This window comes from Kitasatospora cystarginea (assembly GCF_039533515.1).
Taxonomy (GTDB): Bacteria; Actinomycetota; Actinomycetes; order Streptomycetales; family Streptomycetaceae; genus Kitasatospora; species Kitasatospora cystarginea.
Genome location: NZ_BAAATR010000008.1, coordinates 87,547 through 107,293, shown reverse-complemented (window position 1 = coordinate 107,293; position 19,747 = coordinate 87,547). Strand labels below are relative to the sequence as shown.

Annotated in this window: 22 protein-coding genes and 1 tRNA gene; 15 read left to right on the top strand and 8 right to left on the bottom strand. The window is 71.0% G+C overall.

Annotated elements, in window-relative coordinates; genetic code table 11:
- Window positions 1–150 precede the first annotated feature (150 nt).
- A complete protein-coding gene (locus ABD369_RS11815) occupies window positions 151–345 on the top strand; it encodes a MarR family transcriptional regulator (RefSeq protein WP_344636270.1) in 195 nt (64 codons plus the stop codon).
- 203 nt (window positions 346–548) lie between these two features.
- Entirely contained in the window at window positions 549–1,295 is a 747-nt protein-coding gene (locus ABD369_RS11810; protein WP_344636269.1) for an MBL fold metallo-hydrolase, read from the top strand.
- Between the two features lie 136 nt (window positions 1,296–1,431).
- Here the strand turns inward: ABD369_RS11810 and ABD369_RS11805 are convergent, their stop codons facing one another.
- On the bottom strand, window positions 1,432–2,706 hold the full coding sequence (locus ABD369_RS11805) for a PTS transporter subunit EIIC (RefSeq protein ID WP_344636268.1): 1,275 nt from the start codon (window positions 2,704–2,706) through the stop codon (window positions 1,432–1,434).
- A gap of 296 nt (window positions 2,707–3,002) precedes the next feature.
- On the bottom strand, window positions 3,003–3,140 hold the full coding sequence (locus tag ABD369_RS11800) for a hypothetical protein (RefSeq protein ID WP_344636267.1): 138 nt from the start codon (window positions 3,138–3,140) through the stop codon (window positions 3,003–3,005).
- Window positions 3,141–3,505: 365 nt separating this feature from the next.
- Between ABD369_RS11800 and ABD369_RS11795 the strand changes: the two genes are divergently transcribed.
- The 4 genes from ABD369_RS11795 to rdgB all read left to right on the top strand — a co-directional run bounded on the left by ABD369_RS11795 (window position 3,506) and on the right by rdgB (window position 5,807).
- The gene (locus ABD369_RS11795; RefSeq protein WP_344636266.1) at window positions 3,506–3,739 is read left to right on the top strand and encodes a PTS sugar transporter subunit IIB; all 234 of its coding nucleotides are present in this window, start codon (window positions 3,506–3,508) and stop codon (window positions 3,737–3,739) included.
- Window positions 3,740–3,838: 99 nt separating this feature from the next.
- On the top strand, window positions 3,839–4,573 hold the full coding sequence (gene rph / locus ABD369_RS11790) for a ribonuclease PH (protein ID WP_344636265.1): 735 nt from the start codon (window positions 3,839–3,841) through the stop codon (window positions 4,571–4,573).
- Window positions 4,574–4,750: 177 nt separating this feature from the next.
- The gene (locus ABD369_RS11785; protein WP_344636264.1) at window positions 4,751–5,140 is read left to right on the top strand and encodes a hypothetical protein; all 390 of its coding nucleotides are present in this window, start codon (window positions 4,751–4,753) and stop codon (window positions 5,138–5,140) included.
- A gap of 58 nt (window positions 5,141–5,198) precedes the next feature.
- Window positions 5,199–5,807, top strand: coding sequence for an RdgB/HAM1 family non-canonical purine NTP pyrophosphatase (gene rdgB / locus ABD369_RS11780; protein ID WP_344636263.1), 609 nt, complete (start codon window positions 5,199–5,201; stop codon window positions 5,805–5,807).
- A gap of 68 nt (window positions 5,808–5,875) precedes the next feature.
- On the opposite strand, the gene ABD369_RS11775 is transcribed toward rdgB, so the two are convergent.
- The 3 genes from ABD369_RS11775 to bcp all read right to left on the bottom strand — a co-directional run bounded on the left by ABD369_RS11775 (window position 5,876) and on the right by bcp (window position 8,154).
- Window positions 5,876–5,960, bottom strand: a tRNA-Leu gene (locus tag ABD369_RS11775).
- 15 nt (window positions 5,961–5,975) lie between these two features.
- Window positions 5,976–7,022 (bottom strand): HNH endonuclease signature motif containing protein, encoded by a 1,047-nt coding sequence (locus ABD369_RS11770; protein WP_344636262.1) that lies wholly within the window; start codon window positions 7,020–7,022, stop codon window positions 5,976–5,978.
- Window positions 7,023–7,677: 655 nt separating this feature from the next.
- The gene (gene bcp / locus ABD369_RS11765) at window positions 7,678–8,154 is read right to left on the bottom strand and encodes a thioredoxin-dependent thiol peroxidase (RefSeq protein ID WP_344636261.1); all 477 of its coding nucleotides are present in this window, start codon (window positions 8,152–8,154) and stop codon (window positions 7,678–7,680) included.
- Between the two features lie 144 nt (window positions 8,155–8,298).
- Between bcp and ABD369_RS11760 the strand changes: the two genes are divergently transcribed.
- From ABD369_RS11760 to ABD369_RS11745, 4 genes are all read left to right on the top strand, one after another.
- A complete protein-coding gene (locus ABD369_RS11760) occupies window positions 8,299–8,643 on the top strand; it encodes a DUF3618 domain-containing protein (protein ID WP_344636260.1) in 345 nt (114 codons plus the stop codon).
- Between the two features lie 196 nt (window positions 8,644–8,839).
- A complete protein-coding gene (locus ABD369_RS11755) occupies window positions 8,840–9,142 on the top strand; it encodes a GroES family chaperonin (protein WP_145797298.1) in 303 nt (100 codons plus the stop codon).
- A gap of 189 nt (window positions 9,143–9,331) precedes the next feature.
- Window positions 9,332–9,655, top strand: a complete 324-nt coding sequence (locus tag ABD369_RS11750) for an MTH1187 family thiamine-binding protein (protein ID WP_344636259.1) — start codon at window positions 9,332–9,334, stop codon at window positions 9,653–9,655.
- 166 nt (window positions 9,656–9,821) lie between these two features.
- Window positions 9,822–10,343 (top strand): RICIN domain-containing protein, encoded by a 522-nt coding sequence (locus tag ABD369_RS11745; RefSeq protein ID WP_344636258.1) that lies wholly within the window; start codon window positions 9,822–9,824, stop codon window positions 10,341–10,343.
- A gap of 206 nt (window positions 10,344–10,549) precedes the next feature.
- Here the strand turns inward: ABD369_RS11745 and ABD369_RS11740 are convergent, their stop codons facing one another.
- Both ABD369_RS11740 and ABD369_RS11735 read right to left on the bottom strand, forming a co-directional pair.
- On the bottom strand, window positions 10,550–11,467 hold the full coding sequence (locus tag ABD369_RS11740; RefSeq protein ID WP_344636367.1) for a DMT family transporter: 918 nt from the start codon (window positions 11,465–11,467) through the stop codon (window positions 10,550–10,552).
- Window positions 11,468–11,752: 285 nt separating this feature from the next.
- Entirely contained in the window at window positions 11,753–14,065 is a 2,313-nt protein-coding gene (locus tag ABD369_RS11735) for a transglycosylase domain-containing protein (RefSeq protein ID WP_344636257.1), read from the bottom strand.
- A 302-nt stretch (window positions 14,066–14,367) separates the two neighbouring features.
- Between ABD369_RS11735 and ABD369_RS11730 the strand changes: the two genes are divergently transcribed.
- Genes ABD369_RS11730 through ABD369_RS11720 form a run of 3 tightly spaced genes read left to right on the top strand, consistent with a single transcriptional unit; the run spans window position 14,368 to window position 17,087 of the window.
- Entirely contained in the window at window positions 14,368–15,267 is a 900-nt protein-coding gene (locus ABD369_RS11730) for an ABC transporter permease (RefSeq protein ID WP_344636256.1), read from the top strand.
- The gene (locus tag ABD369_RS11725; RefSeq protein WP_344636255.1) at window positions 15,260–16,102 is read left to right on the top strand and encodes an ABC transporter permease; all 843 of its coding nucleotides are present in this window, start codon (window positions 15,260–15,262) and stop codon (window positions 16,100–16,102) included. The genes ABD369_RS11730 and ABD369_RS11725 overlap by 8 nt, the downstream gene beginning before the upstream one ends.
- Window positions 16,103–16,127: 25 nt before the next feature.
- On the top strand, window positions 16,128–17,087 hold the full coding sequence (locus ABD369_RS11720; protein ID WP_344636254.1) for an ABC transporter ATP-binding protein: 960 nt from the start codon (window positions 16,128–16,130) through the stop codon (window positions 17,085–17,087).
- Window positions 17,088–17,219: 132 nt separating this feature from the next.
- Here the strand turns inward: ABD369_RS11720 and ABD369_RS11715 are convergent, their stop codons facing one another.
- A complete protein-coding gene (locus tag ABD369_RS11715; protein ID WP_344636253.1) occupies window positions 17,220–17,813 on the bottom strand; it encodes a TetR/AcrR family transcriptional regulator in 594 nt (197 codons plus the stop codon).
- A 107-nt stretch (window positions 17,814–17,920) separates the two neighbouring features.
- Here ABD369_RS11715 and ABD369_RS11710 point away from each other — a divergent pair, with 107 nt between their 5' ends.
- On the top strand, window positions 17,921–18,391 hold the full coding sequence (locus ABD369_RS11710) for a nuclear transport factor 2 family protein (protein WP_344636252.1): 471 nt from the start codon (window positions 17,921–17,923) through the stop codon (window positions 18,389–18,391).
- Window positions 18,388–19,647, top strand: coding sequence for an MFS transporter (locus tag ABD369_RS11705; protein WP_344636251.1), 1,260 nt, complete (start codon window positions 18,388–18,390; stop codon window positions 19,645–19,647). Before ABD369_RS11710 ends, ABD369_RS11705 begins: the two co-directional genes overlap by 4 nt.
- The last annotated feature ends 100 nt before the right edge of the window (window positions 19,648–19,747 follow it).

Genomic DNA, 19,747 nt, shown 5'->3' with positions numbered 1-19,747 from the left:
CCGGAAATTGTCCGTGTCTGACCTCCGGTCGGTCACAGGACGGTGACGGGGCGCGGGTGGTGCGCCGGAGCGCGCGGGCGGGCCGGAAGGGTCTGGTCTCCACGCCCCCCGAGATCGGCCTCGGAGAACCTCGCCCGAAGGTGGTCCACGATGAGCCCGCGCAGCTGTGAACTGTGGTCCTACGCGGAGATCGCCCGGCATATCAACGTCCAGCCCGACAGCGTCCGCAACCTCCGCCGGCACGGACTGCTCCCCGAGCCGGACCTCGTCGACGCGGGCGGCCATCCGCGCTGGTATCCGGAGGGCATCCGGACCTGGGCCCGCAACCGGCCGGGCCGTCGCTGAACGAGCGTGTGTGCGACCCGGGTCGAGGGTCTGTGCGGGCGGCGGCGCGGGCCCGGCCCGTTCTGGTGATTCCAGCCACAGCCCGGCACGGGGACGGGGACAGAGTGCCTCCGCGCCCGTACTCTCGACAGGCGAACACAGCGCTACCGGCAGGTAGTGGCAGCGGATGCGGACCATGACCCAGCGGGGCGGAGGGGCTCGGCATGAAACTGACCGTGGTGGGGTGCTCGGGGAGCTTCCCGTCCGTCGACTCGCCCTGCTCCAGCTACCTGGTCGAGGCCGACGGCTACCGCGCCGTCCTGGATCTCGGCAACGGCGCCCTCGGTGCCCTGCAGAACTACTGCGGACTGTACGAGGTCGACGCGGTCCTGCTCACCCATCTGCACGCGGACCACTGCATCGACCTGTGCGCGTACTGGGTCGCCCGCAACTACCGGGTGGAGGGGTGCCCCGTCGCCATCCCGGTGTACGGCCCGCACGGCACCGCCGAGCGGCTCGCCCGGGCGTACGACATGCCCGAGGAGCCGGGGATGAAGGAGGTCTTCGACTTCCACACCCTGAACTCGGGCAGTTTCCAGCTGGGCCCGCTGCGGGTCACCGCCGTACCCGTGAACCACCCGGTCGAGGCGTACGCCTTCCGGATCGAGCACAACGGCCGCAGCCTGGTCTACTCGGGCGACACCGGGGAGAGCCCCGAACTGGTCGAACTCGCCCGAGGGGCCGACCTCTTCCTCTGCGAGGCCGCGTTCACCCACGGCAAGGAGGAGATCGAGGCCGTCCACCTCAACGGCCGCCAGGCCGGCGAGCACGCCGCGGCCGCCGGGGTGGGACGCCTGGTGCTCACCCACATCCCGCCGTGGACGGACGCCGAGGGCAACCGGAGGGACGCGGCCAAGGAGTACCACGGCCCGATCGAACTGGCCCGCGCCGGCGCGACGTACGAGGTCTGAGCCCCCGCCGGTGCGGGGTGCCCGGTGAACGGACGGACCCCGCCTCGCGTGCGCGGGGCGGGGTCCGTGGCCGGTCGGGGCTGCTGCTCGCCTCCGGGCCCGCTGGCCCGGCGCCGACGCTCTTCGGCTCGGAGCGTCAGGCCTTGGTGACGTCCTCGATCTCCTCCTCGGGCTCGCGGCCCGGGGTGGGGAGGTTGAACTTGGTGATCGCGAAGCGGAACAGCACGTAGTACAGCGCCGCGAAGACCAGGCCGATCGGGATGATCAGCCAGGGCTCGGTGGCCTTGCTCCAGGACAGGCCGTAGTCGATCAGGCCGCCGGAGAAGGTGAACCCGTCGTGGACGCCCAGCGCCCAGGTGATGCCCATCGACAGGGCGGTCAGTACGGCGTGGATCGCGTACAGGACCGGGGCGATGAACATGAAGGAGAACTCGATCGGCTCGGTGACACCGGTGGCGAACGAGGTCAGCGCGAGCGAGATCATCATGCCCAGCACGGCCGGCCGGCGCTCGGGACGGGCGCAGTGCGCGATGGCGATGGCGGCGGCCGGGAGCGCGAACATCATGATCGGGTAGAAGCCCGACATGAACTGACCGGCGCTCGGGTCGCCGGCGAAGAAGCGGGTCAGGTCGCCGTGGACGACGGTGCCGTCCGCCTTGGTGTAGTCACCGGCCTGGAACCAGGCGTAGGAGTTGACGAACTGGTGCATGCCGACCGGGATCAGGGCGCGGTTGATCAGGCCGAACGCACCGGCGCCGACGGCCCCGGCACCGATCAGGGTGTTGTTGAGGCTGCCGATGGCGTCGCCGACCGGCCCCCAGCAGAGGGCGAAGAGCACACCGACGGCGGTGCCGACGAAGGACATGATGATCGGGACCAGTCGGCGGCCGTTGAAGAAGCCGAGCCAGTCGACCAGCCTGACGCGGTGGCACCGCTGCCAGATGACCGCGCTGAGCAGGCCGATGACGATACCGCCGAGCACACCGGGGTTCTGGTAGGTCGCGGCGACCCACTTTCCGCCTGCGATGTGGCCTTCGGTGATCGGGAACGCGGTCAGCACGTTCTTGTAGGTCAGGAAGCCGACCAGGGCGGCGAGCGCGGTGGAGCCGTCCGCCTTCTTGGCGAAGCCGATCGCGATGCCCACGGCGAACAGCAGCGGGAGGTTGTCGAAGACGGCACCGCCGGCGGTGGAGAACACCGCGGCGACCTTGTTCCAGCCGAGGCCGTCCTTGCCGAAGACGTCATCCTGGCCCAGCCGCAGCAGCAGGCCGGCCGCGGGCAGGACAGCGATGGGGAGCTGGAGGCTGCGTCCCATCTTCTGCAGGCCCTGCAGCAGGTTCTGGCCGAACTGCTTGGCGGGGGAGGGGGCCGGTGCCGCGGCGGGCGACGATGCCTGCGCAGTCGTACTCATGGGGGATGGTTCCTAACGACAGGGCGGATCGGACAGGGGGGACGTCCATTGGGGGCCGAACCGCGAACTGGTCTACACCACTAGTGGTGTAGACCAGCTTTGTAGCACGTGCGGACGAGGGGGGAAAGGGTCGAAAGCCGCACCGCCGGGAAGCGCTATGAAATCGAAACCTTGTTGCGGATCAATGATCGCGACCACCCGGGGTGGCCGTGATTTTGGAGAGTTGCGCAACAAAAGCGGCGCCCGTCGCCGAACGATTCGGGCCGGGAATTTCCCCGGCCGCATCAAGGGTCCGCTCAGGCCTTGGCGACGTCCTCGACGTCGGCCTCGCCCTCGCGCCCCGGGGTCCTCAGGTCGAACCCCGTCTTCTGCAGGCCGCCGTAGAGGTCGTGCCACCGCCGGCGCTGCGGGACGGCGGCGCCTGCTGAGCCCATCCTCGCCCTCCAGGAGCGGTGGCGGTCGCGGAACCCTGGGGTTCGGTCCCGCGTTGTGCGAAGTGCACCTAAGATTGGTGTAGACCACTATCGACGGGGTTGACGCGCCGGGCCGCAGGCCCCACTGATCGTTCATTCTCGGGTGAAGATCAGTACCGTGCGCGCCGGAATGCTCCATAAGTGGCCTGACATGGCACACCGGGCAGTCCCGGGTGATGCTGGTCGCGCTGCCCTACGGCGCAACACAGCTGAGCCCGCATCAACTCCGGCAGCCACCCGCCCCGGCCCCCGGCCGGGGAACCCCAGCACCGAGCAGCACGGCACCCGGCAGAGCAGCCGACGCGCCGAGACAGAGGGAGAAAGACATGGCCAGCAAGGCTGAGAAGATCGTCGCCGGCCTCGGCGGGATCGACAACATCGAAGAGGTCGAGGGCTGCATCACCCGCCTGCGCACCGAGGTCGTCAACCCCGAACTCGTCGATGAAGCCGCGCTCAAGGCCGCCGGCGCCCACGGTGTCGTGAAGATGGGCACCGCGATCCAGGTCGTCATCGGCACCGACGCCGACCCGCTCGCCGGTGAGATCGAGGACATGATGTAACCCAGCCCACAGGCTCCAGCCACAAGGCCCGCCGGCCCCACCACCGGCGGGCCTTCGCACGTTCTTCGCACACACCGGGAACGACTACGCTCGGAAGCTATGTCACGCATCGACGGCCGCACCCCCGACCAGCTCCGCCCCATCACCATCGAACGAGGCTGGAGCAAGCACGCCGAAGGCTCCGTCCTCATCACCTACGGCGACACCAAAGTGCTCTGCACCGCCAGCGTCACCGAAGGCGTCCCCCGCTGGCGCAAGGGCACCGGCGAAGGCTGGGTCACCGCCGAATACTCCATGCTCCCCCGCGCCACCAACACCCGCGGCGACCGCGAATCCGTCCGCGGCAAGATCGGCGGCCGCACCCACGAAATCAGCCGCCTGATCGGCCGCTCGCTGCGCGCCGTCGTCGACCACCGCGCCCTCGCCGAGAACACCATCGTCCTCGACTGCGACGTCCTCCAGGCCGACGGCGGCACCCGCACCGCCGCCATCACCGGCGCCTACGTCGCCCTCGTCGACGCCATCTCCTGGGCCCGCGACCGGAAGCTCCTGCGCGCCAAGAGCCAGCCCATCACCGGCGGCGTCTCCGCCGTCAGCGTCGGCATCGTCGGCGGCACCCCCATGCTCGACCTCCAGTACGAGGAAGACGTCCGCGCCGAGACCGACATGAACATCGTCTGCACCTCCGACGGCCGCTTCGTCGAAGTCCAGGGCACCGCCGAAGGCGCCCCCTTCGACCGCGACCTGCTCAACCAGCTCCTCGACCTCGGCACCCTCGGCTGCGCCGAACTCGACCAGATCCAGCGCAAGGCCCTGGAGACCCTGGAGAGCTGACAAACCGCCAGGACCGCCACGGGTTCCGGGAACCGCCGCCGTACCGGCCCACGCTGTACAGGCCCACCCGGAACCCGTAGCGTTCCGCACAGTGGTCCGGACCCGGGAACCGGCCGAACCCACCCGACCGTCCTCCCCTACCGGACCAACCACAGCGCCACCACCGGAGGACCAGCGATGCAGCACAGCATCAACCGCTCCACCACCCTCGCCGCAGCCGCACTCATCCTCCTCCTCCCACTCAGCGCGATCAGCTGCTCCGCAGCCCAGAAAGCACTCGACTGCGGCAACACCGCAGTGAAGATCACCAGCGACGTCGCCGACGCGGGCAGCGCCTACAACAACGCCGACAAGGACCCGCAGGCCGCCGGCAAGGCCCTGCAGAAGCTCAAGCAGGGCCTCGACCAGATCGGCCGCAACTCCAGCGACACCGACCTCGCCAAAGCCGTCGACGACCTCCGCACCCAGGCCGACAAGGCCCAGCAGGCCATCGACAACAAGCAGACACCCGACCTCAAGCCGCTCGGCGACGCGGCCGCCCAACTCACCAAGGTCTGCACCAAGTAGGACCGTCCGGCGACCGGAGCGAACGGCCCGGGCAGGCCAGGTCAGTAGGGTGGACGGCATGACTACCCGACGCCTCGTCCTCGCCACCCGAAACCAGCACAAGGTCTCCGAACTGCGCGCCATCCTCGGCGACGCCGGCCTGGACGTCGAACTCGTCGGCGCCGACGCCTACCCCGAGATCCCCGACGTACCCGAAACCGGCACCACCTTCGCCGAGAACGCCCTCCTCAAGGCACACGCCCTCGCCCGGGCCACCGGACTGCCCGCCGTCGCCGACGACTCCGGCCTCTGCGTGGACGTCCTGAACGGCGCCCCCGGCATCTTCTCCGCCCGCTGGGCCGGAAAGCACGGCGACGACCGCGCCAACCTGGAGCTGCTGCTCGCCCAGCTCTCCGACATCGCCGACCCGCACCGCGGCGCCCACTTCGCCTGCGCCGCCGCACTCGCCCTCCCCGACGGCACCGAGCGCGTGGTCGAGGGGCGGCTGCCCGGCACGCTGCGCACCGCCCCGGCCGGCGACGGCGGCTTCGGCTACGACCCGATCCTCCAGCCCCTCGGCGAGAGCCGCACCTGCGCCGAGCTCACCGCCGATGAGAAGAACGCCATCAGCCACCGAGGCCAGGCCTTCCGCGCGCTGGCGCCGGTGGTCCGCGAGCTGCTGGGCTGACGGGACGTCGACACGACGAAGGCCCACTCCGCGATCACTCGGGAGTGGGCCTTCGATTCCAAGGCTCGTACGGCCGGAGGGATTCGAACCCTCATGGGGAATACCCCACTGGGACCTAAACCCAGCGCGTCTAACCAGCTCCGCCACGGCCGCCCGTACTGCTGACCATCATGCTACTTGGCTCGAAGAACGGATGGCACCTCCATTTCCCTTGAGCCGGACCTTGCCTCGGTTTCCGCCGCACCAGGTCTCCGTGCGGGCATGGCAGTTGGGGCAGAGGAAGCGGAGGTTTTCCGGACGGTTGTCGAGCCAGTCGCCGTTGACGTGATCGATCTGGAGCGTGATCGGCCCGCCCATCCACTCACCGGGATTACCGCAGGAGTTGCACTTGTAAGGCATGCCGATCGATTCCATCGGTCGCCGTAGACGGGGATGGTTGAGCCGGGTGGACCCGGGTGGCAGCAACCGGAGGACGTCGCTGGGCTGCCGCTGTGTCGGCACTCGGGGCGGAAGGTCGGTCGACCGCCGGGTGAAGTGGGAGGTGTCCAGCCCCAGCTTGTGTACGTGAGTGCGGACTTTGCGATGGTTCGCAGAGTTTGTGACGAGCCCGAACCGGCGCATGATCTGCGCGAAGCTGGTGGATTCGGCAACAGCCGTGCGCAGCTTCGCCTCGTCGAAGCCCGTGCTGGTGCGATGCGAGAAGTGAGCGGTGTCAAGCTTCAGTTGCACGATCGCCTGGCCGAGCAGGCGACGGGTGTCGCTGTCCCCGTCGGCTATCCCGAGCAACCTTGCCGCTTCACGCACGCTGCATGCTGCGTGGACAGCCTGTTCGACCTCTTCTCGGGTGAAAGGGAGATCGGGGCTGGTGATTCGTTTCATCTGCGGGAAGTGGCTGACGTCGATGCCCGCCCGGGCAATGCGCCGCCGCAAGTGGGAGAGGGTGCCACTGGCGGGGATGGCGCCCAGCTTCTGCGCGGTCTCGCGCAGGTTGGTCGACTCGGCCACCGCGGTGGCGATGGCCGAGTCGGAGTACTTCACCCAGGGGCTGGTCCGCATGAAGTGGCCGGTGTCGAGATCGAGCGTCTTGGCGACCTTCTGCAGCTGCTTTCGCCTGCCGCCGCTGATCTCGACGCCGAGGTTGCGCATCAGGTCGTTCCAGTTTCGCGAACGCGCGACCTGCGCGGCGACGTTGGTCGGCTCGTAGGTGTCGCTCATCGGGTGCCTCCGCGAGTGGATTGGGCGCCCGTCCCCCACGCGTACAAACGAGCGCCAGGCGAGCGGGTCACGGGCATCCAGAGGATGAGGATGCGACAGCAGTTACCGCATGGACTCGACAACGGTTGGCTGCCAATTGGTACAGACCTATTGACCCCGTGTGGTTCAGATCAAATGCCGTCCCGTCAACTTCGGCGAGTTGACCGGAAGTCAGCTGCGAGGTTTCCCCCGAACCTCCACGCGCGCGCCCCCCACGGGCGTGCCGGCACCCACTCCTGGAGGCCGAGTGTTGATCAGAACCAGGGCGGAGCAGCGCCCACCGCTGCCACCGGTGTGCGGGTGGCGTTCGCGGCCGCGGCGGCGGCCGGGTCGGCTGGGCTGCTGGTGGCCACGCTGGGGCGGTGCCCTCGCAGGCGTCGGCGGCGGTGGACAACCGGTCCTGTCGGCCCGACGGGATGTGTGCCACGCCCGGGGGTTCAACAACGCCACGGGCGGTACAGGGACGGCGGCCCTCTTCGCGCTGATCCGGCGGCTTCGCGAAAAGGGGGGACCGTGCGCCGCCGTACCGCTCCCCGCACCCTTGAACCATCCCCCTGAGCCGCTGCCCGGCCGGGCTGCGTTCTCGCGCCGTCCGGCCGTGCAGCGCGCAGCCGGGTCAGGCCGCGGCGATCTTCAGGTCGCGGAGCAGCTTGGCGACGTGGCCGGTGGCCTTGACGTTGTACAGGGCGTGCTCGACCTTGCCCTGCTCGTCGACGATGACGGTGGAGCGGATCACGCCGACCACGGTCCTGCCGTACATCTGCTTCTCGCCGAACGCGCCGTAGGCCTCCAGCGCCGACTTGTCCGGGTCGGAGAGCAGGGTGACCTTGAGGTCCTCGGTCTCGCGGAACTTGCCGAGCTTCTCCGGCTTGTCGGGCGAGATGCCGATGACGTCGTACCCGGCGCCGGCGAAGACCTCCAGGTTGTCGGTGAAGTCGCAGGCCTGCTTGGTGCAGCCGGGGGTGAGAGCGGCGGGGTAGAAGTAGACGATCACCTTGCGGCCGAGGTGGTCGGCGAGGGATACCTGCTTGCCGTCGGCGTCGGGCAGGGTGAAGGCGGGGGCGGTGTCGCCGGCCTTGAGGCGCTCGCTCACGATGGGGATCTCCTCGTGGATGGACTGGTGGTCGTACCACGGTCAACTTACCTCTCGATGGTGGGTGGGCCGCGCGGATGGCTGGGGCAGCTGACAGACTGGCCTTGACGGACAGGACGAGTGATCAGATAAGGGGTGGCCCGAGTGGGCAAGGCCGGCACTGAGGGCAAGGCGGCGCGGACGACCGCCCAGATCGAGGCCGACATCGAGCGGACCCGCAAGCAGCTCGCGGTGAACCTCGATGAGCTCGCGATGCGTGTTCACCCGAGCACGGTGGCCGCGCAGACCAAGGCGAAGATGCTGGCCTCGGTCGAGCAGAAGGCCGGGCGCGCGTACGTGGCGGCGAACGGTGCCGTGGAGCAGTTGAAGGGGCACTTCACGGACGCGAACGGCCGTCCGCGGCAGGAGCGGATCGTGCCGGCCGCACTGGTGGGTGTCGGGGTGCTGCTGCTGATCGCCTCCGCCCGCAGCAGGCGTAAGCAGGGCTGAGGCCCGTATTCGGGGTCGGCGTGACAGAGGGGGCCGGAGGTTCCGGCCCTTCCCCTCTGCCCGCCTGCTTACCGGGTCAGCGTCACGGTCGCGGCACGCGCCGGGTACCGTCGGGGGCGTGAGCACGAATGCAGAGCAGAGCCAGCGGCACGAGGAGCCCCGTCACGACCGGCTGGGCGAGAAGCTGCCGATCAAGATGTTGCACGACCGGGTGCTGGTGAAGACCGAGGCGGGCGAGGGCGAACGCCGTTCGACCGGCGGAATCCTCATCCCGGCGACCGCCGAGCTGAGCAAGCGGTGCGCATGGGCGGAGGCCGTCGCCGTCGGCCAGAGCGTACGCTCCGTGGAGCCCGGTGACCGGGTGCTCTACGACCCGGAGGACAAGCTGGAGGTCGAGGTGCGCGGCGCCACCTACGTGCTGCTGCGCGAGCGCGACCTGCACGCGGTCGCGGCCACCCGTTTCGGCGACACGGAGGGCTCGACCGGTCTCTACCTGTGATCGGGCGGCAGTTCGCTCGGGCCCTTCCCCGCTGATCGGGGGAGGGCCCGATCTCGTGCTGCCGACGACCGCGGCCCGACCGGGGCGCGGGAAGGCTTGCCGTGGACGGCTGTTCCGGGGCCCGCGTTGTACGGTCGACCGGTGCCGTGCGGCCGGTGTGCGGCCTTGGGCTGCGAGGAGGGAACGATCGTGATCGTCGCGTTCAGTGTCACGCCGTTGGGCATCGGCGAGGACGTCGGGGAGGCGGTTGCCGCGGCCGTCAGGGTGGTGCGGGAGAGCGGTCTGCCGAATCGGACCGACGCGATGTTCACCAGCATCGAAGGGGAGTGGGACGAGGTGATGGACGTGGTCAAGCGGGCGGTGGACGCCGTACGCGAGAGGTCGAACCGGGTCAGCGTGGTGCTCAAGGCGGACATCCGCGACGGGGTGACCGACGGCCTGACCTCCAAGGTCGACAGTCTGGAGCGGTATCTGAGTGGTGATCAGACGCCGGGCGGACGAGCGGGAGGCTGACCCGCCGGACGGGCTGCGGCGACGGCGGGCGGGATTTCCCCGGCTCGATCGTCGGTGGGTTCGTGCTGCTGCAACCGGGTGAAACCAGGACGATTGCGTAACTTCGCGGTGATCGGGGGGCGATGCTGGGGCGGACAGGTAAACCTCTCACGAACGAGGTGGCTTCGTGCGTTCTTCTTCGAAGGCATGGCGTGCTCTGACCGTCCTGGGCATGGCGGTCGCCGCTCTGGCGCCTTTCACCGCGGCTCAGGCCGCACCGGCCGTGGACGTCCGGCAGGGCGGTGAGTTCGAGATCCGGACGTTCGCCGACAAGTGCTTCGACGTGAAGGGGCGCAGCCCGGCGGATGCCACGCCGATCATCCAGTACGCCTGCGATGGCCAGTTCAACCAGCGGTTCAGGATCCTCCCGGTCGGGGGCGGTGAGTACGAGATCCGGACGTTCGCCAACAAGTGCTTCGACGTGAAGGGGCGCAGCCCGGCGGATGCCACGCCGATCATCCAGTACGCCTGCGATGGCCAGTTCAACCAGCGGTTCAGGATCCTGCCGGTCGGGGGCGGTGAGTTCGAGATCCGGACGTTCGCCAACAAGTGCTTCGACGTGAAGGGGCGCAGCCCGGCGGATGCCACGCCGATCATCCAGTACGCCTGCGATGGCCAGTTCAACCAGCGGTTCAGGATCGTGGCGTAGCAGCCGCTCCGTGGCCGGGGACCCGCACTGCCCGCCCGGGCGGTGCGGGTCTCGGCTTGCTGTCCGGCGTTTTCCAGGACATCTCTCCGCCCGACAGCGGGTCCTGCATCCAGATCGCGCGCACCGATTCCCGGCCCGCACGCTCGTAGGCGAGCCGGCCTCCCGGGCGCGGCACGGCGGACGCGCCCGGGAGGCCGGGACTCGGGTTACCGCGCGGCGGGTGCCGGGCGGGGGCGGACGGCGAGCCGGGCCTCGGTGAGGGCGAGGCCGGTGACGGAGGCCAGCAGGACGGCGGTGCCGGCCACGGTCGCGGCGGTGAGGTGCTCGCCGAGCAGGGCGACCGCGATCACGGTGGCGCTGACCGGTTCGATCAGGGCGATCACCGAGGCGGTGGTGGCCCGGACGATCGCGGCGCCGGCGAAGTACAGCGCGTACCCGAGTGCCGTGGGTACGGCGGCGATGTACAGCAGCAGGGCGAGGGTGCGGCCGAGGCCCGCCGAGTGCGGCCACAGCCCCTCGGCGGCGGCCGGCGGGAACAGGCAGAGGGCGCAGACCGCGAAGGAGCGGACGGTGGTGGCGAAGGCGTCACGGGGCCGGCCGGCCCGGCCCTGTGCGCGGGTGTAGAGGGTGATGCAGGCGTAGCCGGCGGCGGAGAGCAGTGCCCAGGCGATCCCGTCGGGGCGGACCTGGCCGCTGCCGCCGCCGAGGGCCAGGACGGCGAGGCCGGTCAGCGCACCGGTCACGGCGACGCTGCCGGTACCGCCGATCCGCTCGCCCATGGTGATCCGGGCGCCGATGGCGATCATGACGGGTGCCGCGCCGAGGGTGACCACGGTGGCCACCGCCAGGCCGGTGCCCTGGACGGCCTCGAAGTAGCCGGCCTGGAAGAGGGTCAGGCCGAGGCCGTTGACCAGGGTGTCGGTGATCCGGTGACGGCGCGGCTGTGGGGTCGTGGCCGACAGGCGGCGGCCCGTGGTCTTGGCGGCGGCCAGCAGCAGCGCCAGGCCGCCGAGGGCCCGCCAGAAGGTGAGGGCCATCGGGCCCAGGCCGCTGCCGTCGAAGCAGAGGGCGGCGGCTGCGCCGGCCGTGCCCCAGGAGGTGGCGGCGACGGTGATGTAGAGCATGCCCCGTCCGGTGGACAGGGCGGGTACGGCAGAAGACACGGGGGTTCTCCCACGGAAGACTTGGCTGTCGGTCGTGTGCTTCCGGCTGCGGGCAGCAACGACCGTCCCGGGGGCTGTGGCGCCCGGGTCGGGTCAGGTCCTCAGTGGCCTGCCGCCCGCTCAGGCGGCAGGAGGTGGCAGAACTCCGCGATGCATGGCGACCACCCTACTCCTCGGTGGATCACCGGTGTTCCCCACCGGATCACCGGCAGGCAAGCCGGCTCCGGGGACGGCCGACGGGCCGGCTCACAGGCCGGGGAGGAGCGGAACGGCGGTGGCGGTCGGCGGGCGGGACGGCCGGCCGGTCGGGAGGCGGGCCGGCGGCGCGGTGGGGCTGGGCGTGGGGGAGGACGCGGGCGCGGGCATGCGGGGGGCGGAGGGCGCGGGTACCGGGGAGCGCGGCCTGCCGGGTGCCGTCCGGGGCGGCGGGGCTTCGGCGGGCTGGTTGTCGCGGTCCAGCTGGAGGTCGAAGTGCTTGACCGGGGTGCCGCGCAGCGCGCCGCCCATGTAGGCGGTCCAGATCGCGGTGGGGAAGGCTCCGCCGTTGATCCGGGCGTAGCCGGCCGTTCCGGCCAGCGGCAGCTTGGCGTGGGTCTTCGGATCCTCGCGGAACAGGCCGACGGCGGCGGCGAGTTCGGGGGTGTAGCCGGCGAACCAGGCGGAGCGGTTGTTGTCGGTGGTGCCGGTCTTCCCGGCGGCCGGGCGGTCGAGGCCCAGGGCGAGGGCGCCGGTGCCGCTGGGGCTGACCACGTCCTCCAGGACGTCGGTGACGGCGTCGGCGGTGCCCCGGGCCACGGCGGCGCGGGCGGGGTGGCCCGGCAGCTTGGGGACCTCGCTGTCGCCGGGCCGCTCCAGCTTGAGGACCGGCCAGGGGGTGATCGCCTGGCCGTGGTTGGCGAACGTCGCGTACGCGGCGGCGAGGTCGATCGCGCTGGGGGTGGCGGTGCCCAGCGTCATCGAGGTGTTGGCCGGGTCCATGCCGGGGACGGTCTCGGGAATGCCCAGTTTCACGGCGGTCCGCCGGACTTCGGCCAGCCCGATGTCCACGCCCAACTGGGCGTAGACCGAGTTGACGGACTTCATCATGGCGTAGCGGAGGGTGACGTCACCGTAGTTGATGTCGTCCTCGTTGGACGGCGCGTAGGCGGTCGGGCCGCCGGTGATCGAGAGGCGGCTGTCGCCGTCGTACAGGGTCTCGGTGGTGATCCGGTGGCCGTACTGGGTGCTGTGGTTGCCCTCCAGTCCGGCGGCCAGGTCGATCGGCTTGAAGGTGGAGCCGACCTGGTTGTCCTGGCGGGTGGCGTCGTTGAAGGGTTGGCCGGCGTAGTCGGGGCCGCCGTAGACGGCGACGATCCGGCCGGTCGCCGGGTCGATCGAGGCTCCGGCGACCCGGACGTGGGTGTCGGCGTCGGGGCGGGCCTTCGGGTCGAGCTGGGCGGTGAGTTCGCTGCGGACGGCGGCCGCGAAGGCGTCCTGCTTGGCCTTGTCGAAGGTGGTGGTGATCTTCCAGCCGCCGGCCTTGAGGCTGGCCGCGCTCAGTACGCCGGTGTTGGTCAGGTAGTCGTCGACGACGCCGACCAGGTAACCGGCCTGGCCGCTCAGGCTCTTGGTGGGCTTCGGGTCGAGTGGCTCGGGGAAGGTGAGCGAGGCGCGTTCGGCGGGGCGCAGGAAGCCCATCGAGACCATGCCGTCCAGGACGTAGTTCCAGCGGGCGACGGCCTTCACGCGGTTGGCGGGGGTGCTGGTCTTGACGTCGTAGGAGCTCGGGGCCTGCAGCAGGGTGGCCAGGTAGGCGCCCTGGGCGAGGGTCAGTTTCGCGGCGTCCACGCCGTAGTAGGCGTGGGCGGCGGTCTGGATGCCGTAGGCGTTGCGACCGAAGTAGCTGGTGTTGAGGTAGCCGGCCAGGATGTCGTCCTTGCTCTGCTGCCGGTCGACCTTGAGCGAGATGAACAGTTCCTTCACCTTGCGGGTGATGGTCTGGTCCTGGGTCAGGTAGAAGTTCTTGACGTACTGCTGGGTGATGGTGGAGCCGCCCTGGGTGCCCTTGCCGCTGGCAGCCATGCTCTGGAGGTTGCGCCAGGCGGCGCGGAGCATGCCTTTGAGGTCGACGCCCTTGTTCCGGTAGAACGAGCGGTCCTCGGCGCAGACCACGGCGTGCTGGATGGCCGGCGGGATCTGGCCGATCGCCACGTCCTGGCGGTTCACCTTGCCGGTGCGGGCCAGCTCGGTGGTGCCGTCGGCGTAGTAGTAGACGGTGCTCTGGGCCACCGCGCGGGCGTTCGGGTCCGGTACGGGGACCAGCAGGTAGAGCGCCACGAAGGCGGCGGTGCCCAGCAGGAGCAGGGAGAGCAGGCCGCCGACGGCGATCCGCCAGGTGGGCAGCAGGCGCCGCAGACGGGGGAGCGCCCGGCGGCGGGCACCGCGGATGGCGCGCCTGGCGCGGCGGCGGTCGCGACGCGAGCCCTCGGCGCGGTCCTCGCCCTCCAGCGAGTCGTGCGGGCTCGGGGGATGTGATGGCGTGCTCCCGGCGACGGGGTGGTCCGGCGGCTCCTTGCTCATGGGTGGATTATGGGCGATTTGGCGCGTAATCAGCTGGTTTTCGGGGCGAATTGGAGTAAGGCATGGCCCTTCGCGCCCCAAAGGGCTTGCGGACGCGGAAAAGCTGCTGCACCGCCTGCGCTGCGGCGCTACGGTGAAAGGTGACAACCGCATAGCGCACCTGAAGAGCCGCCAGCTCCGCCCGCACCCCGCCACCCCCGGGGTCTGCCGGTCGGAGTCGTTCGGCGCTGCGCGCACGCCTGCGCGAGTGCGTGCGGGCAGTCGCAGAGTGCCGTGCCCAGAAAAGTCGACAAGGAGACAATATGGATACCCCGGTGGACATCTACGTACGGCCCAGAGCCGAGAGCGCGGTGCGGGGGCCGGGCCCCGGCCACCCCGAGGAGACCGGGCGGCGCGGTACCGCACGGCTCTACCTGGCCATCGCCAAGGGCGCGTTCCGCCGCTACTCCACCTACCGTGCGGCCACCGTCGCGGGCGCCGTCACCAACACCGTCTTCGGCTTCATCCTCGCCTACACCTTCCTCGCCCTCTGGCAGGCCAGGCCCGGACTCGGCGGCTACGACACCGCCCAGGCCGTCAGCTACATCTGGATCAGCCAGTCCCTGCTGGTCACCGTCGCGGTCTGGGGCGGCGGCTTCCAGGACGAGGTCCAGGAGCGCTTCCGCAGCGGGGACATCGCCGTCGACCTCTACCGCCCGGTGGACTTCCAGGGCTGGTGGCTGGCCACCGACCTCGGCCGGGCCGCCTTCCACCTGTTCGCCCGGGGCGTGCTGCCCACCCTGGCGGGCTCGCTCGCCTTCGACCTCGCGCTGCCCGCCGACCCGCTGGTCTGGGCGGTCTTCCTGCTGGCCGTCCTGCTCGCCGTGGTGGTCAGCTTCGGACTGCGCTTCCTGGTCTCGATCACCGGCTTCTGGCTGCACGACTCGGAGGGCATCCGGGCGGTGATGCTGGTGGTCGCGATGTTCTTCTCGGGCATGCTGCTGCCGATCGGCCTCTTCCCCGGCCGGCTCGGCGAACTCGCCCATGGGCTGCCCTGGGCGGCACTGATCCAGATCCCCACCGACATCCTGCTGGAACGGCGCACCGGCACCGCCCAGCTCACCGGACTCGGCTTCCAGCTGCTGTGGGCCGTCCTGCTGCTCGCCGCCGGCCGCGGAGCCCAGCTGCTGGCGACCCGCAAGGTGGTGGTCCAGGGTGGCTGAACTCCTGCCGGCCGAGAGCAGGCCGGCCCGGCTGCGGTGGGCGCTGCGCTCCTGGCGGCTGGTCGCCGCCATGTGGATCCGCGCCACCATGGCCTACCGGGTCTCGTTCTGCCTGATGCTCGTCGCCAACCTCGCGACCACCTCGCTGGACTTCGTCGTACTGCTGCTGATGTTCCGGCACACCGACCGCCTCGGCGGCTGGTCGCTGCCCGAACTCGGGTTCCTGTACGGGACTTCGGGCCTCGCGCTGGGGCTGGCCAACATGTTCGTCGGCAGTGTGGACGCCCTCGGCGAGCGGATCCGCACCGGCACCCTCGACGTCATGCTGATCCGGCCCGCCCCCGCGCTCGCCCAGCTCTGCGCCGAACGCTTCTCGCTGCGCCGCCTCGGCCGGCCCCTCCAGGCCGCCGCCGTACTCGGCTGGTCGCTCGGCGCCCTGTCGGTGCACTGGACCGCCGACCGGCTGCTGCTGGTGCCGGTACTGCTGCTCTGCGGAACGGTGATCTTCGGTGCCGTCTTCGTCGGCGGCGCCACCCTGCAGTTCTGGTGGGGCGAGGCCAGGGAACTCCAGAACTCGCTGACCTACGGCGGCGCCACCCTGATCCACTACCCGCCGACCATCTTCGCCAAGGAACTCGTCGCCGGCGTCGTCTTCGGCGTACCCCTGGCCTTCGTCAACTGGCTGCCGGCACTGCGCATCCTCGACAAGCCCGACCCGCTCGGCCTGCCCACCGCCTTCCAATACGCCTCCCCCCTCGCCGCCGCGCTCTGCGTCCTCGCCGCCGCGCTGCTCTGGCGGGCCGGACTGCGCGCATACCGCGGCACCGGCAACTGACCCAGCACCGAAAGGAATCCAGATCATGAGCCTGATCGAACTGCGGGACGTCCGGCGCAGCTTCACCATCCGGGCCAAGGCCGGCCGGCTGCGCCGCGAGAAGCGCGAGGTGCACGCCGTGGACGGGCTCACCTTCGGCATCGGCGCCGGCGAGTGCGTCGGCTACATCGGCCCGAACGGGGCCGGCAAGTCCACCACCATCAAGATGCTCACCGGCATCCTGGTCCCCAGCAGCGGACACCTGCGGGTCGCCGGGGTCGACCCCGCCCGGGAACGCGCCAGGCTGGCCAGGCGGATCGGCGTGGTCTTCGGTCAACGCACCACGCTCTGGTGGGACCTACCGCTGCGCGACAGTTACGAACTGGCGCGCCGGATCTACCGGATCCCCGACGCCCGGTACCGGGCCAACCTCGACCGCTGCGTCGAACTGCTGGACCTGGGAAGCCTGTTGGACACGCCGGTGCGCCAGCTCTCGCTCGGGCAGCGGATGCGCGGAGACCTGGCCGCAGCGCTGCTGCACGACCCGCAGGTGCTCTACCTGGACGAGCCGACCATCGGCCTCGACGTGATCAGCAAGGCCCGGGTGCGGGAGTTCCTGCGCGAGGTCAACGCGGAGCGGGGGACCACCGTGCTGCTCACCACCCACGACCTGGTCGACATCGAGCAGCTGTGCGGCCGGGTGATGGTGATCGACCACGGACGGGTGGTCTACGACGGCGGCCTGGACGGGCTGCACGCCGCCGGACAGAGCGAGCGGACCCTGGTGGTCGACCTCGCCGAGGCCGGGCCCGTGATCGAGGTCCCCGGGGTGCGGGTGGTCAGGGTCGAGGGGCCGCGCCAGTGGCTCGCCTTCCCCGCCCAGGCCAGTGCCGCCCCGATCGTCGCCGCGGTCGCCGACCGCTACCCGCTCGTCGACCTGTCGGTGCGGGAGCCCGCGATCGAGGACGTCATCGCCCGGATGTACGCGGAGTCGGCGATCGGCTGATCCCCGCGCGGCACGGCGCGCCGGCCGTGGCGCGGGAGACCGCGCCCGGAAGGCGCCCGTGCCGCGCGGTCCCGCGCGTCCTTGAGCCGTGATGGCGGGCCGTCCGGACTGGCACGCGCGCTCCTGATGCGCCTACGCGCTCTCCTCGCGCCCGGTGAGGCGCCGGGCCGCCGTACGGATGGACTCGCGCAGGCGCATGTCGTCGGCCTCGGTCTCGCCGACCAGCATGCGGCGCAGCTGGGGCGCCGCCGACGACCAGCCGGCGAGCGCGCTGATGATGAACACCAGATCCTGCGGCGGCAACACCGGCTTGAGCGTGCCCTCGCGCTGGGCGGTCTCGAACCGGGCGGCCTTCGCCCGGTAGTGCTCCTTGCGCTGCTCCTCGAAGGGGATCTCGCCCTGGCCGTACTCCAGGCCCTCCCAGAGCAGCAGCCTGAGCAGCTCGGGGTGGGCGGCGTGGTACTCGATCAGCCGGTCGACGTAGGCGTCCGGGTCCTCGGGGTCGACGGGGACGGCGGCGGCGAGGCTGACCAGTGCCTGCTGCAGGACCTGGCCGAAGAGCTGCGCCTTGTCGCCGAAGTAGGCGTAGATGAGTTGCTTGTTGGCCTTGGCCTCGCGGGCGATGCGGTCGATCCGGGCGCCCGCGATGCCGTGGGCGGCGAATTCGGCGGTGGCCGCCGCGAAGATGCGCGCCTTGGTGGCCTCGGGGTCCCTGGTTCCTGCCATGGGAACAGGATAGTCGCCAACCAACTGGTTGGTTGACAGTTGTCGAGCGCCCCTGCCAGGGTTGTAACCAACCAGTTGGTTACAACTTCGCCGCACCTGGAGTCCCCGTGTCCGCGCCCACCGCCTCCCCCTCCCCTTCTGCTTCTCCTTCTGCTTCTCCTTCTCCTTCTCCTTTTCCTTCTGCCTCTGCCCTCGCCCCCGCCGTTGCCGCGTTCTTCGAGGGCTCCCGCTCCGGCGACCCGGACGCCTGGGCGGCGCCCTTCGCCCCGGATGCCGAGTACCACGACCCGGTCGGGACCCCCGTGCTCGCAGGCCGCGCCGCGATCCGGGACCAGTTCGCCGCCGTCCTGCCGCTGTTCGGCCGGTTCGACGGCATCCGTCCCGACCGCGTCCACGGGGGCGGGGACGAGATGGCCGTCACCTGGCGGGGGGCCGGCGAGACGCCCGACGGGCGGCCGGTCGCCTGGGAGGGCGTCAACGTCTTCGCGCTCGGTGCCGACGGCCTCATCGCGCACTGTCGCGCGTACTTCGACCTGGCGTCGGTGCTCGCGCAGCTCGCGCCGGAGGTGTCCGAATGACCACCGCCACCGGGCAGGACGTCCCCCCGCTGCGGACCGCAGGCTCCGAACCCGCCGCAGCTGATCGAGGCCCCGCCGCCGGGCGCGGGTGTCACGGGACGCCGCCCGCCGTTCTGCTGGCGGTCGTGACGCTCTGCACCACGATCACCGTCGCCAACGTCTACCTCGCCCAGCCCCTGCTCGGCCTGATCGCCCGGAGCTTCGGGGCGCCCGCCTCGGCTGCGGGATGGGTCGCCTCGGTGGCCCAACTCGGCTACGCCGCAGGCCTGTTGCTCTTCGCTCCGCTTGGTGACACGGTCCCCAGGCGCAGACTGGTCGGCGGACTGTCCGTCGTCGCCGCCGCCGCCCTGGTCGGCGCCGGAGCCTCTACGGGCCTGCCGGTCCTCGCCGCCGCGGTCTTCGCGGTGTGCGCGGCGACCGTGATCCCGCAGCTGCTGGTACCGCTGATCGCCGAGCGGGCCCCGGCGGCGGACCGGGCCCGCCAGGTGGGGATCGTGGTTTCGGGCCTGTTCACCGGCGTGGTGGCCGCCCGGGTGCTCGGAGGGCTGGCTGGACAGGCGTACGGCTGGCGATCGGTCTACTTCGGCGCGGCGGTGCTGACCCTCATCGTCGGGCTGACCACCGCCGCGCTGCTGCCCCCGGAGGCCAGGGCCCCTCGGCGGAGCTCGCCGCTGCGGGCGATCGCCTCGCTGCCGCGGCTGCTCGCCGGTTCGGCCGAGCTGCGCACCGCCTGCCTGCGGCAGGCCGGGCTCTACGGCGGCTGGAGCGCGGTGTGGACGACACTGGCCCTGCTGCTGACCGGGCCGCGGTACGGGCTCTCCACCGCCGCGGCAGGCATGTTCGGCCTGTTCGGGCTGGCCTCTTCGGTGGTGGCGCCGCTGGCCGGCCGATGGACCGGACGGCTCGGGGCGGCCCGGGTGGTCGCGCTGTCGTACGGGGCCGTGGCGCTCTCCCTGCTGCTGTTCTGGTGGGGCGGGCAGCGGATCGCGGCGCTGTGCGCGGGAGCGGTCCTGGTGCACGCGGGACTGGTGGCCGGCCAGGTCGCCAACCAGACCAGGGCACTCGCGGCGACCGACACCCCGTCCACGGCCAACACCGCCTATGTGGTCGCCGCCTTCGCGGCCGGCGCCACCGCCTCCGCGCTGGCGGGTGCGGCGTTCGGGCGCTGGGGCTGGCCGGGAGTGTGTGCGGTGGCCGTCCTCTGGGTCGTCATGGGTGCGCTGGCACCGCTGGCGGGGGGCCGTCGGGCCCGCTGAGCGGCCGGGTTCGGCGGAACGATCCCGCCAAGGCCGGTCCGGCGGTTCCCGCCAGGGACGAATTGCCGGACCGCCATCGGGTTGTCAGGTGGTGGGCGGC